14 protein-coding genes and 1 pseudogene are annotated in these 15302 nt (G+C 63.3%); 13 read left to right on the forward strand and 2 right to left on the reverse strand.

Features of this window, described 5'->3' with window-relative positions; genetic code table 11:
* Positions 1-265 precede the first annotated feature (265 nt).
* The 6 genes from xerD (at position 266) to B2S33_RS20445 (ending at position 6009) form a co-directional block, all read left to right on the forward strand.
* The gene (gene xerD / locus B2S33_RS20420) at positions 266-1162 is read left to right on the forward strand and encodes a site-specific tyrosine recombinase XerD (protein WP_288650982.1); all 897 of its coding nucleotides are present in this window, start codon (positions 266-268) and stop codon (positions 1160-1162) included.
* A gap of 154 nt (positions 1163-1316) precedes the next feature.
* Positions 1317-2060 carry a thioredoxin fold domain-containing protein gene (locus tag B2S33_RS20425; RefSeq protein ID WP_027913823.1) on the forward strand — a complete coding sequence of 248 codons (744 nt, stop codon included), beginning with the start codon at positions 1317-1319 and terminating at the stop codon, positions 2058-2060.
* An 83-nt stretch (positions 2061-2143) separates the two neighbouring features.
* On the forward strand, positions 2144-3448 hold the full coding sequence (locus tag B2S33_RS20430; protein WP_288650984.1) for a homoserine dehydrogenase: 1305 nt from the start codon (positions 2144-2146) through the stop codon (positions 3446-3448).
* A gap of 245 nt (positions 3449-3693) precedes the next feature.
* On the forward strand, positions 3694-5103 hold the full coding sequence (gene thrC / locus B2S33_RS20435) for a threonine synthase (protein WP_145280616.1): 1410 nt from the start codon (positions 3694-3696) through the stop codon (positions 5101-5103).
* A gap of 126 nt (positions 5104-5229) precedes the next feature.
* A complete protein-coding gene (locus B2S33_RS20440; protein ID WP_028686916.1) occupies positions 5230-5658 on the forward strand; it encodes a response regulator transcription factor in 429 nt (142 codons plus the stop codon).
* A gap of 69 nt (positions 5659-5727) precedes the next feature.
* A complete protein-coding gene (locus tag B2S33_RS20445) occupies positions 5728-6009 on the forward strand; it encodes a DUF3509 domain-containing protein (protein WP_023534040.1) in 282 nt (93 codons plus the stop codon).
* 126 nt (positions 6010-6135) lie between these two features.
* On the opposite strand, the gene B2S33_RS20450 is transcribed toward B2S33_RS20445, so the two are convergent.
* Both B2S33_RS20450 and B2S33_RS20455 read right to left on the reverse strand, forming a co-directional pair.
* A complete protein-coding gene (locus tag B2S33_RS20450; RefSeq protein WP_373682153.1) occupies positions 6136-7098 on the reverse strand; it encodes a TIGR02285 family protein in 963 nt (320 codons plus the stop codon).
* A gap of 2 nt (positions 7099-7100) precedes the next feature.
* Positions 7101-8300 carry a CaiB/BaiF CoA transferase family protein gene (locus B2S33_RS20455; protein WP_288650986.1) on the reverse strand — a complete coding sequence of 400 codons (1200 nt, stop codon included), beginning with the start codon at positions 8298-8300 and terminating at the stop codon, positions 7101-7103.
* Between the two features lie 132 nt (positions 8301-8432).
* Between B2S33_RS20455 and B2S33_RS20460 the strand changes: the two genes are divergently transcribed.
* The 7 genes and pseudogenes from B2S33_RS20460 to B2S33_RS20490 all read left to right on the forward strand — a co-directional run.
* Positions 8433-8975 carry a YaeQ family protein gene (locus tag B2S33_RS20460; protein WP_023534041.1) on the forward strand — a complete coding sequence of 181 codons (543 nt, stop codon included), beginning with the start codon at positions 8433-8435 and terminating at the stop codon, positions 8973-8975.
* A gap of 8 nt (positions 8976-8983) precedes the next feature.
* Complete coding sequence (recJ, locus tag B2S33_RS20465; protein WP_027913828.1) at positions 8984-10693, forward strand: single-stranded-DNA-specific exonuclease RecJ; 1710 nt, start codon at positions 8984-8986, stop codon at positions 10691-10693.
* 224 nt (positions 10694-10917) lie between these two features.
* Positions 10918-12024: an NADH:flavin oxidoreductase/NADH oxidase gene (locus B2S33_RS20470; protein ID WP_028686914.1), complete on the forward strand. Its 1107-nt coding sequence runs from the start codon at positions 10918-10920 to the stop codon at positions 12022-12024.
* Positions 12025-12167: 143 nt separating this feature from the next.
* Positions 12168-12851 carry a tellurite resistance TerB family protein gene (locus B2S33_RS20475; protein WP_028686913.1) on the forward strand — a complete coding sequence of 228 codons (684 nt, stop codon included), beginning with the start codon at positions 12168-12170 and terminating at the stop codon, positions 12849-12851.
* A gap of 143 nt (positions 12852-12994) precedes the next feature.
* Positions 12995-14617, forward strand: coding sequence for a methyl-accepting chemotaxis protein (locus B2S33_RS20480; protein WP_028686912.1), 1623 nt, complete (start codon positions 12995-12997; stop codon positions 14615-14617).
* Between the two features lie 5 nt (positions 14618-14622).
* Positions 14623-15129 (forward strand): chemotaxis protein CheW, encoded by a 507-nt coding sequence (locus B2S33_RS20485; protein WP_197874155.1) that lies wholly within the window; start codon positions 14623-14625, stop codon positions 15127-15129.
* Positions 15126-15302: pseudogene (locus B2S33_RS20490) on the forward strand (chemotaxis protein CheR); the annotation flags it as partial. The gene B2S33_RS20485 and the pseudogene B2S33_RS20490, both read left to right, overlap by 4 nt.

The raw sequence follows: 15302 nt of genomic DNA on the forward strand, positions 1-15302 counted from the left end.
GTAAGGGCGGAAGGGTGACTGTGCGCCCCCTCGCCAATGAATACCAACTTGCCACATACGCCCAAGCTAAGGCGCCAAGGCCCCAAGGCGTTTAGGCGCTCAAACGTTCATACCGACTATTTAATCTCACCGCGCCCCTTCGCCGCCGGTCCATAAAAAACCCGCGAACCTCGATAAGCACTGCAAGCCAGCCCACCCCAAATACAGACAACCCGCCAATCGCTATGAAACACTACCGCCCCCACAGCCGCAAATAGCCCCCAGCATGCCCGCCCTGGACCACCCGCTCATCGATCAATTCCTGGACGCCCTGTGGCTCGAAAAGGGATTGTCCGACAATACTCGCACCTCTTACCGCAGCGACCTCGCCCTGTTCAACGGCTGGCTACAAGCACACTCGGTCAACCTCCCCGATGCGGGCCGCGAACTGATTCTCGACCACCTGGCCTGGCGTCTGGACCAAGGCTACAAGCCGCGCTCGACCGCACGTTTCCTGTCCGGGCTACGCGGTTTCTTCCGCTACCTGCTGCGCGAAAAGCTCATCGCCATCGACCCGACGCTTCAGGTAGACATGCCACAACTGGGCAAGCCGCTGCCCAAGTCGCTGTCCGAGGCCGATGTGGAAGCCTTGTTGCAATCCCCGGAGCTTGGCGAGGCCATCGGCCAGCGCGACCGCGCCATGCTCGAAGTGCTGTATGCCTGCGGCCTGCGCGTCACCGAGCTGGTCAGCCTCACGCTCGATCAGGTCAATCTGCGCCAGGGCGTACTCAGGGTGATGGGCAAAGGCAGCAAGGAGCGGCTGGTGCCCATGGGCGAGGAGGCGGTGGTGTGGCTGGAGCGCTACCTGCGCCACGGCCGTGCCGAATTGCTCAACGGCCGTCCCAGCGATGTGCTGTTCCCTAGCCTGCGCGGCGAGCAGATGACCCGGCAGACCTTCTGGCATCGCATCAAGCACCATGCCCAGATGGCGGGCATCGACAAGGCCTTGTCGCCGCATACGCTGCGACACGCATTCGCCACGCACCTGCTCAACCACGGTGCGGACCTTCGCGTGGTGCAGCTGTTGCTGGGCCACAGCGATTTGTCGACCACGCAGATCTACACCCACGTGGCCAAGGCACGGTTGCAGCAACTGCACGCCGAGCACCATCCACGCGGATGAATGTTTTTCATGTTCGCCCAACCGGCAGTCTGCGGCGGCTTCAAGCCAGGCGTGATGTGGTAGGCTTGGGCGGTTAGCACCAAGGGCCGCCCAGTCACCTCGTCGTTTTACTCAGGTGACGCTCTGCGGCCCCTGTCCGCCCTCAGGAGTATCCATGCGCGTGACCCCGTTTTTCGCCGCCGCCGCCTTGGCGCTGGCCAGCACCTTTGCCGTGGCTGCGGCGCCCGATACGCCAGTCGGCGCCGAGCAGGCCATTCGCAAGTCATTGCAGAACCTGTCCCTGGAAGTGCCTGTCGAGAGCGTGGCCAGCAGCCCGGTCAGCGGCCTGTACGAAGTCAAGCTGCAAGGCGGGCGTGTGCTGTACGCCAGCGCCGATGGCCAGTTCGTGATGCAGGGCTACCTGTTCCAGATCCAGGACGGCAAGCCCGTCAACCTGACCGAAAAAGCCGAGCGCCTGGGCATAGCCAAGCTCATCAATGGCATTCCGGCAGGTGAGATGGTGGTGTATCCGGCCAAGGGCGAAACCAAGTCCCATATCACCGTCTTCACCGACACCACGTGCCCGTACTGCCACAAGCTGCATGCCGAAGTGCCCGAACTCAACCGCCGCGGTATCGAAGTGCGTTACGTCGCCTTCCCGCGTCAGGGCCTGGGCTCGGCCGGCGACCAGCAATTGCAGGCGGTGTGGTGCTCCAGCGACCGTCGCAAAGCCATGGACAAGATGGTCGAGGGTGATGAAATCAAGGCAGCCAAGTGCACCAACCCGGTCAGCAAGCAGTTCCAGCTGGGGCAGTCGATCGGCGTCAACGGTACACCGGCCATCGTGCTCGAAAATGGCCAGGTGATTCCGGGTTACCAGCCTGCACCGCAGGTCGCCAAGCTGGCGCTTGCCAAGTAATACAGTTCTATACGCCGTCGTCATGGGGTGACGGCATGTTTCACGGTCGGCAAAGGTGTCGGCCGTTCAATGGGGAGTTCACAGTGAAACCGGTCAAAGTAGGCATCTGTGGGTTGGGGACCGTCGGTGGCGGAACCTTCAATGTACTTCAGCGCAACGCCGAGGAGATTGCCCGCCGTGCCGGGCGCGGTATTGAAGTGGCACAGATCGCCATGCGCTCGCAGAACCCGAACTGCCAGATTACCGGTACCCCCATTACCGCTGATGTGTTCGAAGTCGCGCGCAACCCCGAGATCGATATCGTCATCGAGCTCATTGGGGGCTACACCGTGGCCCGCGACCTGGTGCTCAAGGCCATCGAGAACGGCAAGCACGTGGTCACCGCCAACAAGGCGCTGATCGCCGTGCATGGCAACGAAATCTTCGCCAGAGCCCGTGAAAAGGGCGTGATCGTCGCCTTCGAAGCAGCTGTGGCCGGCGGCATCCCGGTAATCAAGGCCATTCGGGAGGGCCTGTCGGCCAACCGTATCAACTGGCTGGCGGGGATCATCAACGGTACCGGCAATTTCATCCTCACCGAAATGCGCGAAAAAGGCCGTGCCTTCCCGGATGTGCTGGCCGAAGCCCAGGCGCTTGGCTATGCCGAAGCTGACCCGACGTTCGACGTCGAAGGCATCGACGCGGCGCACAAGCTGACCATCCTGGCATCGATCGCGTTCGGCATTCCGCTGCAGTTCGACAAGGCCTACACCGAAGGCATCACCCAGCTGACCACGGCGGACGTGAACTACGCCGAAGCCCTGGGCTACCGCATCAAGCACCTGGGCATGGCACGCCGTACCGCCGAAGGTATCGAGTTGCGCGTGCACCCGACGCTGATTCCGGCCGACCGCCTGATTGCCAACGTCAATGGGGTGATGAATGCCGTGATGGTCAACGGCGACGCCGCCGGCTCGACGTTGTACTACGGTGCAGGCGCAGGAATGGAACCAACCGCCTCCTCGGTGGTGGGTGACCTGGTGGACGTGGTCCGTGCCATGACCTCTGACCCGGAAAACCGCGTACCCCACCTGGCGTTCCAGCCCGATTCGCTGTCGGCGCACCCGATCCTGCCGATCGAAGCCTGCGAGAGCGCCTATTACCTGCGTATTCAGGCCAAGGATCATCCAGGGGTGCTGGCCCAGGTGGCGAGCATTCTGTCCGAGCGTGGCATCAACATCGAATCGATCATGCAAAAGGAAGCCGAAGAGCAAGACGGCCTGGTGCCGATGATCCTGTTGACCCACCGGGTGGTGGAGCAGGGCATCAACGACGCTATCGTTGCCCTCGAGGCCCTGCAGGATGTAGTAGGCCAGGTCGTGCGCATTCGCGTCGAGCAGCTCAACTAGGGTTGGCCTGAACAGCCTTGTGACGAACGTCCGGCAATGCTGTTTTCGGACATGCGTGACCGAGTACCGGGGCTTCTCGCACAGAGCCCCAGCGACACCCCCTACGCTGCAGCCGTACGCAGCGTAGGGGCTTTAGAACACCCTATAGTCACGGCAAGCCAAGGCGTGCCGCCCAGGAACGAGGCCTCCGGCCCTTTTCTGCTGCGGGTAAACCAGGCTTGCCGCTCAAACCAAAGGTTTGTCCCATGCGCTATATCAGTACCCGCGGCCAGGCACCGGCCCTGAACTTCGAAGACGTATTGCTCGCCGGCCTGGCTACCGACGGTGGCCTGTACGTCCCGGAAAACCTGCCACGTTTCACCCAGGAAGAAATCGCATCCTGGGCGGGCCTGCCGTACCACGAGCTGGCCTTCCGCGTCATGCGCCCGTTCGTCGAGGGCAGCATCGCCGATGCCGACTTCAAGAAAATTCTCGAAGAAACCTACGGCGAATTCGCCCATGCTGCCGTTGCCCCGCTGCGCCAGCTCAACAGCAACGAGTGGGTGCTTGAGCTGTTCCACGGGCCGACCCTGGCATTCAAGGATTTCGCCTTGCAACTGCTCGGTCGCTTGCTCGACCACGTGCTGGTCAAGCGTAACGAGCGTGTGGTGATCATCGGTGCCACCAGCGGCGACACCGGCTCTGCGGCCATCGAAGGTTGCCGTCGGTGCGACAATGTCGACATCTTCATCCTGCACCCGCACCAGCGGGTTTCGGAAGTGCAGCGTCGGCAGATGACGACACTCTTCGGCGAGAACATCCACAACATCGCCATCGAAGGCAACTTCGATGACTGCCAGGAAATGGTCAAGGCGAGCTTCGCCGACCAGTCGTTCCTCAAGGGCACCCGCCTGGTAGCTGTCAATTCGATCAACTGGGCACGGATCATGGCCCAGATCGTCTACTACTTCCACGCAGCCCTGCAGCTTGGCGGCCCGGCCCGTTCGGTGGCCTTCTCGGTGCCCACCGGCAACTTCGGCGATATCTTCGCAGGCTACCTGGCACGCAACATGGGCCTGCCGATCAGCCAGCTGGTGGTGGCCACCAACCGCAACGACATCCTGCACCGCTTCATGAGCGGCAACCAGTACGTCAAGGAGCAGTTGCACGCCACCTTGTCGCCGTCGATGGACATCATGGTTTCGTCCAACTTCGAGCGCCTGCTGTTCGATCTGCACGGTCGCAACGGCGCGTCGATTGCCGAGTTGATGGCCAACTTCCGCCAAGGCGGCGGCTTCAGCGTCGAACAGGACCGCTGGACCGAGGCGCGCAAGCTCTTCGATTCGCTGGCCGTCACCGATGAACAGACCTGCCAGACCATCGCCGAGGTGTTTGAGACGACCGGCGAGGTGCTGGACCCGCACACGGCCATCGGCGTCAAGGCCGGTCGCGAGTGCCGCCGTAGCCTGGATACGCCCATGGTTGTGCTGGGTACCGCACACCCGGTCAAGTTCCCTGAAGCGGTCGAGCAGGCAGGCGTTGGCAAGGCGCTTGAATTGCCCGTGCACATGAGCGACCTGTTCAGCCGTGAAGAGCGATGCACCGTATTGCCCAATGACCTCAAGGCAGTACAAGGCTTCGTCAGCCAGCACGGCAATCGCGGCAAGCCGCTCTGACCTTGCAGGCTCCGGGTCGGGCCGATCCGGAGCCTCAGTGGTTTCGATGCATTAATTCAGAAAAATCCTATTCTGGCCGATCGTCATCGCGCCTAGATTAGCCGGTCCTCCCAGCAGGAGCGGCTCATGCAACAGCCCCATGTACTGATTCATCAGGTGCGCCCGTCCCACCAGATCCTTCTGCACCAGGCCCTCAATGCCCAGGGCGTGTTTCGGGTGCGGGTCTGTCAGGACAAGGCCGAGCTCGACGCGTGCCTTTCGGGCGCATTCTCCCCGGATTTATTGATTTTCGACCATGCCATGCCCACCCGCACAGGCATTGCGATACTCAAGCGGCTACCGATGGCCTGCCCGGTGCTGTTCGTCGGTCAGGCAGGTGCCCGGCGACGCAACCTGGCTGATCAGGCCCGCGGTTTTGGCTTGCAAGTCATTGCGGAGTTGCCATGGCCATTGTCTTCCCCGGCCCTGCAAAGGGTGTTGCAAATACTGCCAAGCCCGTCCGAACGTGAAAGGTCGCAACCCATCAACGCACCGACGGCGCATTCAACAGCATGAAGGGTTAGAACTTTCCGCTTCGCTTGCAGGTCTGCTCCTTACAACTCATCAATCAAGCGAGTAATCCGGATGGAACGAATCTGCAGACTGCTCAACCAAGCCCTCACCCCTTACCAGGCGCACTTGGGCCTGGCCGATAGCCACGGTAACCGGCAATTGACCGTCCACGACCACCTGGCCAGGGTGGTATTACAGCGCACGGTCAGCGAGCGTCAATTGCAGGAGCAACGTCTGCTGGTGGACATGGTCGATGGTCTGCATCGTGATCTGCAGATCGCCGAAGGGCGGCTGCAACCTTGCGTGATTGCTGCATTGCAGCAGCGTCAGCAACCTCAGGGAACCTTTGCCTGAGCGAGTCATCAGATTGATCAGTACAGCCGGCCACTGCTTTGCTCCCGCATGGCCACTGCTGTCGCTGGAAGCCCAAGGGCTTTCGCTTGACCCCGGACGTTCTTCCCCAGCGTCCGGGGTTTCTTTTTATCTGGGTTGGGGATCTTGAAGGTTGATCGGCCCAGCGGCGTGGCGCTCGTCCTGTTCAGGGCGTTCGGCGTGTGCCGCCGTGTGCTCGCTGAAGAAAGCGCGACTGTGTTCAAGGTAGTCCGCCCGCTGAGCGAGGTCGAGCCAATGCGCATACAGGTTCGGTAGCACCGTCTGGCGCAGCTGGGTCAAGACCTGATCGATGTGGGCCATGGCGGCTTGCCCTTGCGGGCTGGCCGAGCAGCCTACATGCAGGAATTGGTAGGGCTTCACACCCTGAACCGGGTGAAATTGGTAGTCAGCAGGCGATCCGCCCTGTTGCTGGATCAGATAGCGAACTTCCGGCCAGTAGCCGAGCACCAGGCGCAGTCGGCCCAAGCGTTGCATCTGCAGCAGGTTGGCGGTGGCCTGCGTGCCGTAGTGCCGGCTGACGGAGGCATCTGGCAAGTGGCTCAGCGTATCGTCGATCACAGCCCCGTAACTGCGCTCTGCCACTACCCCAAGGCGTAGCGATGGGTCGCTCAGCAGGCCTTGAAGATCGACCGCCTCACCGTCGAGGTGGGGCGCCACCAGGGCGTGGTTTTCCTTGCGCACGACCAGGCCGCTGGTTTGCACGCCCAGCAACGGGATGGAAAAGCGCACATAGCGAGCGCGCTCGGCAGTCCACAGCAGCATCGGATCACAGGTCAGGCTGCTGCTGTCCTGCAGCATCTGCAAGCCACGCGCACGATTGACCCGCACGGTGCTGTGGGCATATTCGGGCATCTGCTGGATCAGCTGCGGTAACAGCTGGTCGATCACCCCACGACCTTCTTCCGGGCCCTCGGATACGCTGAACGGTGGCAGATCGCGCACCAGCCACAGCAACCGCTCCTGAGCGCTTGATGGCACGCTCAGCAGTGCAGCCAGTAGGGCACCCGTCCATGCCAACCTAACGGGGCGCAGGCAATGGAACAGCGACAGGCTCAGACAGCGCCCGCCTGACGCAGGGCGGCGACGGCGGCCGCATCATAGCCCAGCTGGCTTAGCAGCTCGTCGGTGTGTTCGCCCAGTGCTGGCCCGACCCAATCGGCAGAGCCTGGGGTGTCGGATAGCTTTGGGACGATGCCCGGCATGCGCACTGCCTTGCCATCGGGCAGGCGCGCCTCCAGAAGCATCTCGCGCGCCAGGTACTGAGGGTCGCTGAACATGTCTTCGGCCGAGTAAATGCGGCTGGCCGGCACCTCGGCTGCGGTCAGGGCCTGCATAAGCTGCTCCAGTGGCAATCCGTTGGCCCAGCGATCGATGACCCCGTACAGCTCATCGCGGCGCAGGTCTCGCCCGTCATTGCTGGCCAGGCTCGGGTCCTCGGCCAGGTCGCTACGGCCGATGGTCAACATCAGGCGCCTGAAGATGGCATCGCCATTGGCGCCGATCTGTACATGCTTGCCGTCTGCGCTGGTATGGATGGAGGAGGGCGTGATGCCCGGCATGATGTTGCCCGTGCGCTCGCGGATGAAACCGAAGACGTCGAACTCCGGCACCATGCTCTCCATCATGGCGAAGATGGCCTCGTACAGCGCCACGTCGACCACCTGGCCCAAACCCCCGTTGACCTCGCGATGACGCAGGGCCATCAGTACGCCGATCACCGCCCACAACGCCGCAATGGAGTCGCCGATGGAAATACCGGTGCGCACGGGCGGGCGATCCTCGAACCCAGTGATGTAACGCAAGCCACCCATGGACTCGCCCACCGCGCCAAAGCCTGGTTGCTCCTTCATGGGCCCGGTCTGGCCGAAGCCTGACAGGCGCACCATGACCAGCCGTGGGTTGAGCGCATGGAGCACGTCCCAGCCAAAACCGAGCTTCTCGAGCACGCCCGGACGGAAGTTTTCGATCAGGATGTCCGCCTCGGCCAGCAGTTTGCGCAGGACGTCGCGCCCGTCGGGGTGCTTGAGATTGAGGGTGAGCGAGCGCTTGTTGCGCGCCTGCACGAACCACCACAGCGAGGTGCCCTCGTAAAGCTTGCGCCACTTGCGCAACGGGTCGCCGCCGTCGGGCGATTCCACCTTGACCACCTCGGCGCCGAATTCGGCGCAGATGCGCGATGCGAATGGCCCGGCGATCAAGGTGCCGAGCTCGACCACTTTAAGGCCGGCGAGGGGTTTGCTTGACGTCGACATGGGGCATCCGTGGCAGCTATGAAGAGCGGTGTTTTTATCACAGCTGCGATGCGGCAGATACTGCCGCGGCGCAACCGTGGACTGGATCGGTTAGACTGTGCGACTTTTCTTCAGGCAAGAAGCACCCCGACCATGGCCCAGCCGTCCACCACCTACAAATTCGAACTCAACCTGACCGACCTCGACCGCAATGTCTACGAGAACGTCAAGCAGACCATCGCGCGGCACCCGTCGGAAACCGAGGAGCGTATGGCGGTTCGTCTGTTGGCCTATGCGCTGTGGTACAACGAAAACCTGACATTCGGCCGGGGGCTGTCGGACGTCGATGAGCCGGCGCTCTGGGAAAAGAGCCTGGACGACCGCGTGTTGCACTGGATCGAAGTAGGCCAGCCAGATGCCGATCGCCTGACCTGGTGCTCGCGCCGTACCGAACGCACCAGCCTGCTGGCCTACGGTAGTCTGCGTGTGTGGGAAGGCAAGGTGGTGAGCGCGGTGAAGAACCTCAAGAACCTCAGCATCGCGGCCGTGCCTCAGGAGGTGCTCGAGACCCTGGCCACCGACATGCCCCGCAGCATCAAATGGGATGTGATGATCAGCGAAGGCACGGTGTTCGTGACCGATGACCGTGGCCAGCACGAAGTGCAATTGCAGTGGCTGCTGGGGGAGCGTGGCTGAACCATCCCATGCGTATCGAATCTCGCCCGCTGCCCCCGACCCTGCCGTTTCTTGGCAACCTGCCACCCTTGCTGACGCGCCTGTACGCCGCCCGTGGCGTGCTAAGCGAGGCCGAGCTGGACAAGAGCCTGGCGCGCCTGCTGCCCTACCAGCAGCTCAAGGGCATGGACGCGGGCGTCGACCTGCTGGTGCAGGCCATCGACCAAGGCCAGCGCATTCTGATCGTCGGTGACTTCGATGCCGATGGCGCCACGGCCAGTACCGTCGGCGTGCTGGGTTTGCGCCTGCTCGGTGCGGCCCACGTGGACTACCTGGTACCCAACCGCTTCGAATACGGGTACGGCCTCACGCCGGAAATCGTCGAAGTGGCATTGCAGCGCCAACCGCAGCTGCTGGTCACGGTCGACAACGGGATTTCCAGCGTCGACGGCGTCGCGGCGGCGAAGGCGGCTGGCCTCAAGGTCCTGGTGACCGACCACCACTTGCCTGGCGAGGCGCTGCCGGACGCCGATGCCATCATCAACCCCAACCAGCCAGGCTGCCCGTTTCCGAGCAAGTCGCTGGCAGGCGTCGGGGTGATTTTTTACGTGCTCATGGCCCTGCGCGCGCGCTTGCGCAGCCTGGGCCGCTACGACACCCGGCCGCAGCCGAACATTGGCGAACTGCTGGACCTGGTTGCCTTGGGCAGCGTGGCTGACGTGGTGCCGCTGGACGCGAACAATCGCATCCTGGTGCATCAGGGCCTGGAGCGCATTCGTGCCGGGCGCGCCCGGCCTGGCCTCAAGGCAATTCTGGAGGTAGCCAAGCGCGACCACCGGCGCATCACCTCCACCGACTTGGGTTTCATTCTGGGCCCGCGGCTGAACGCCGCCGGGCGCCTGGACGACATGAGCCTGGGTATCGAGTGCCTGCTCTGCGAGGATTATGCCCTGGCGTTGGACATGGCTCAGCAACTGGATGGCCTGAACCAGGACCGCAAGTCCATCGAACAGGGCATGCAGCGTGAAGCACTGGCCCAGTTGCGGGACTTGCCGGTCGAATCGATGCCCTATGGCCTGTGCCTGTTCGATGCAGAGTGGCACCAGGGCGTCATTGGCATCCTGGCTTCTCGCCTCAAGGAACGGTATCACCGCCCAACCATCGCTTTCGCCGATGCCGGTGACGGCATGCTCAAGGGCTCTGCGCGCTCCGTGCCGGGGTTTCACATCCGCGACGCGCTCGATGCGGTGGCCGCGCGCCATCCGCAGCTGATCAGCAAGTTCGGTGGCCATGCCATGGCGGCGGGGCTGTCCCTGCCCGAAGCCAACTATCCCGCGTTCGCCGAGGCCTTCGACCAGGAGGTCCGCCGCCAACTGTGCGAGGACGACCTCACCGGGCGACTGCTGTCTGATGGCAGTCTGGCGGTGGAGGAATTCCACCTGGACCTGGCCAAGGCGCTGCGCCAAGCCGGGCCTTGGGGGCAACATTTTCCGGAGCCGCTGTTCCACGGTGTGTTCCAGCTGGTCGAGCAGCGCGTGGTGGGTGAGCGCCATCTGAAAGTCGTGCTCAAAAGCGAGTGCGGCACGGTGCGCCTGGACGGCATCGCCTTCGGTATCGACCGCGAGGTTTGGCCCAACCCGACCGTGCGCTGGGTGGAGCTGGCCTACAAGCTGGATGTGAACGAGTTCCGCGGCAATGAAAGCGTGCAACTGATGATCGCCCACATGGAGCCGCGCTGAGCCAGGATCTGTGTGAAACGTTTCGAGAAGAGGCCTGGCTGTATTTAACCCAGCCTCACCGCGTATCGAGGCTTTTCACACAGCGCCCAGGGCATCACTGCCAAATCCCATGGAACCTTCCCCCTACCCAATCTGGTCTAGTCTGAACACAGACCGGTACCGGGCCAGGAATGTGTGAACGAGTGCCCGGCCGGATCACTTTGCAGCCATTGGGAGGTGCCCTCATGAGCATGCTGCTCGAGCCTTACACCCTGCGTCAGCTGACCCTGCCGAACCGTATCGCCGTATCACCGATGTGCCAGTATTCCTCGGTCGATGGCCTGGCCAACGACTGGCACCTGGTGCACCTGGGCAGTCGCGCTGTCGGCGGTGCGGGCCTGGTCGTCACCGAGGCCGTGGCGGTCACGGCCGACGGGCGCATCACCGCTGAAGACCTCGGCCTGTGGGAGGACGCGCAGATCGCCCCCTTGCAGCGCATCACCCGTTTCATCACCGCTCAAGGGTCCATCCCGGGTATCCAGCTCGCCCATGCCGGGCGCAAGGCCAGCACCTACCGCCCTTGGCTGGGCAAGCATGGCAGCGTCACATTGGAGGAGGGCGGCTGGCAGCCGGTCGGGCCGTCGAAGATCGCGTTCGATCCTGAGCACACCGTGCCCAGTGAGCTGACCCATGCGCAGATCCAGGACGTGGTGCAGGCCTTTGTCGCCTCGGCCAGGCGCGCGCTGGACGCGGGCTTCAAAGTGGTCGAGGTGCACGCTGCCCACGGTTACCTGTTGCACCAGTTCCTGTCGCCGTTGAGCAATCAGCGTCAGGATGAATACGGCAGCTGCTTCGAGAACCGCATCCGCCTGACCTTGCAGGTGGTCGAAGCGGTTCGCGCAGTCTGGCCGGCCGAGTTGCCATTGTTCGTGCGGGTGTCGGCCACCGACTGGGTGGAAGACGGCTGGAACCCGGACGAAACCGTCGAGCTGGCCCGGCGCCTGCGTGTGCTTGGCGTGGATCTGATCGATGTGTCTTCAGGTGGCACGTCCAGCAATGCCGAGATTCCGACCGGCCCTGGCTACCAGACCCGCTTTGCCGAGCGCGTGCGCAAGGAGTCGGAGATGGCCACGGGCACCGTGGGCATGATCACCGAGCCTGCCCAGGCCGAGCACATCCTGCGCACAGGCCAGGCCGACTTGATTTTCCTGGCCCGGGAGCTGCTGCGCGACCCGTACTGGCCGTTGCATGCAGACGACGACCTGGGCGGGCACCAGGCCACCTGGCCGGCGCAATACCAGCGGGCCACCAGCCGGTCGAGCCCAATTCACGAATCGGACCTGCGCGACTGAAAGGACGTGGATGCCGGCGGCGGGTGTGCAGGCACCGGCAAGCCGCCTCCGGCGATGCAACATCTGGAAGCAAATCCTCTGTGCCGTGTTGTGGGGCAAGTCTTAATCTGGCTGCTGACTTCCATGATGTGGAGATGCGCATGATGAATACCCGGGGTTTGCTTGATCAATTGCTCAAATCCGGCCAGCAACTGCTAGAAAAGCAGGCAGGCGGGGCCAAGACGGGTGCAGGCGCCGGCGGGCTCGGCGGGTTGCTGTCAGGCGCAGGTGGTGGCCTGCTTGGCGGCGGTGCGCTGGGCGTGTTGCTCGGCAGCAAGAAAGCCCGCAAGTTTGGTGGCAAGGCGCTTACCTACGGGGGGCTCGCCGCGCTTGGCGTGCTTGCCTACAAGGCCTATGGCAACTGGCAGGCCCAGCAGGCCAACCAACAGACCCCCACCCCAGAGCCCCAGACGGTAGACCGCGTACCTGCGGCCCAGGTGGAGCAGCACAGCCAGGCGGTGCTGCGTGCACTGGTCGCTGCGGCCAAGGCCGATGGTCATGTGGATGAGCGCGAACGCGCGCTGATCGAGGGGGAGTTCACCCGCCTGGACGGTGACCGTGAAGTGCAGCAGTGGCTGCATGCGGAGCTCGACAAGCCGCTGGACCCGGCCGAGGTGGCCCGGGCGGCCCAGACGCCGGAAATCGCTGCCGAGATGTACCTGGCCAGCGTGATGATGGTCGATCAGGAAAACTACATGGAACGTGCTTATCTGGACGAACTGGCGCGCCAGCTGGGGTTGGCCCAAGGGTTGCGCGAGGAGCTGGAAAAGCAGGCGCGGCAGGTCTGAGCCGCGCGTGCAGTTTTGGCCTGATCGGGAGGGTCACTGCGTTGTCTGGGCGTTCTGTCAGAACATGACACGCAATTCTGTAGGACGCCTGGGCTATACTTCGGCGATTTTTCCTGCTCGTAGTGAATCCCTGAGGGCTGAATGTGAAGAACTGGACGTTGCGCCAACGGATCCTGGCAAGTTTCGCCGTGATCATCGCCATCATGCTGCTGATGATCGTGGCGGCCTATTCGCGCTTAGTGACCATCGAATCTGCCGAGCAGGAAGTTGGGGCCGACAGCATTCCAGGGGTCTACTACAGCTCGATGATCCGCAGCGCATGGGTGGACAGTTATGTCACCAGCCAACAGTTGGTCGGGCTTTCTGACCGGCGCGAGATCAGCTCGGCCGACATGGAACTCTTCAAGAGTTTCGAAGACCGGCTCAAGCAACACATGGCCAGTTACCAGACCACCATTCGCGATGGCGAGGACCAGGCCCGCTTCGACGCCTTCGTGAAGCTCGAACAAGCCTACATGCAGAACGTCAACCAGGTGCTCAGTGCGTATCGCGAACGCAATTATGCCGAAGCCCAGCGTTTGATCGCCCAAGTGCTGACCCCCACCTGGGTCGAAGGGCGCAAGCACCTGAACGAGGTGATCGAACAGAATCGCCTATCCGCCGACGCGGCCACCCGAGAAATCGTCAGCGCGGTGAACACGGCCAAGGGCAGCATGGTTGTGTCACTGTTGCTGGCCATCGTGGCCGCCGGTATTTGTGGCTTGCTGCTGCTGCGCGCCATCACCTCGCCCATGAGCCTCATCGTGACTGCGCTGGACAGGCTTCGCTCGGGTGACCTGAGCATGCGCCTGAACCTGGATCGCCAGGACGAGTTCGGCGCGGTTCAGGGTGGCTTCAATGAAATGGCCGAGGCGTTGGCCAATCTGGTGGCGCAGGCGCAGCGCTCGTCGGTGCAGGTCACCACCTCGGTGACGGAAATCGCGGCCACCTCCAAGCAGCAGCAGGCCACCGCCACCGAGACGGCCGCCACCACGACCGAAATCGGTGCCACCTCGCGTGAAATCGCCGCCACTTCCCGCGACCTGGTGCGCACCATGACCGAAGTCACCTCGGCCGCCGATCAGGCGTCGAGCCTGGCCGGCTCCGGCCAGCAAGGGCTGGCGCGCATGGAAGAAACCATGCACCAGGTCATGGGTGCGGCCGACCTGGTCAACGCCAAGCTGGGCATCCTCAACGAGAAGGCCAGCAACATCACCCAGATGGTCGTCACCATCGTCAAGGTGGCCGACCAGACCAACCTGCTGTCGCTCAACGCGGCCATCGAAGCCGAGAAGGCCGGGGAATACGGCCGCGGTTTCGCCGTGGTGGCCACCGAAGTGCGCCGCCTGGCTGACCAGACGGCGGTGGCGACCTATGACATCGAGCAGATGGTGCGCGAGATCCAGTCGGCCGTGTCGGCCGGGGTCATGGGCATGGACAAGTTTTCCGAAGAGGTGCGCCGCGGCATGTTCGAGGTTCAGCAGGTCGGTGAGCAACTGAGCCAGATCATTCATCAGGTCCAGGCACTGGCGCCGCGTGTACTGATGGTCAACGAAGGCATGCAGGCCCAGGCCACCGGTGCCGAGCAGATCAACCAGGCGCTGGCGCAACTGAGCGACGCCAGTACCCAGACCGTGGAGTCGCTGCGCCAGGCCAGTTTCGCCATCGACGAGCTGAGCCAGGTCGCCGCCGGCCTGCGCGGCGGCGTGTCGCGCTTCAAAGTCTGAAGGCGATGATCGACATGCAACCGCGCGCCGTGCCGGCAGGCCACGACAACGGTGCGCTGTACCTGCAGTTTCACCTGGGTGACCAGCGTTTTGCCCTGTCTGTGCAGGACGTGATCAAGGTGCTGCCCCGTCAGCCCCTCAAGCCAGTGCTGCAAGCGCCGCACTGGGTGGCGGGCATTCTTGCCTACCGGGGGCAGTTGGTGCCGGTGGTGGATTTGGCTGCCCTGTGCGTGGGGCGGCCGGCGTTGCAGCGTACCAGTACCCGCCTGGTGCTGGTGCGCTATCGCAGCGCACTGCAACTGGGCCTGATTCTGGAGCATGCCACCGGAACCCTGCGCTGCCGTGCTGATGAATTCAAACCCTATGGCGTAAACAATGACCCCGCACCTTACCTGGGGCCGGTCCGCCAGGATGCCCTGGGTCTGGTGCAGCGCATCGAGGTCGACCAGGTGTTGCCCGAGGCCGTGCACCGAGTGCTGTACCCTGACCCACAGGGCGGGACCTGCACATGAACGAACGGCATTTCTTTCATTTTCTGCGTGAGCGCATAGGTTTGGATGTCGAATCGGTAGGCGCGTCGATGGTCGAGCGTGCCCTGCGTCAGCGCAGCGCGGCACTGGGTGCCAGCGGCCTGGACGACTACTGGGTGCGCCTGCAGCAATCGCTGGCCGAGCAGCAGGCGCTG

Source organism: Pseudomonas sp. UBA5568, from assembly GCF_002425525.1.
Taxonomy (GTDB): Bacteria; Pseudomonadota; Gammaproteobacteria; order Pseudomonadales; family Pseudomonadaceae; genus Aquipseudomonas; species Aquipseudomonas fulva.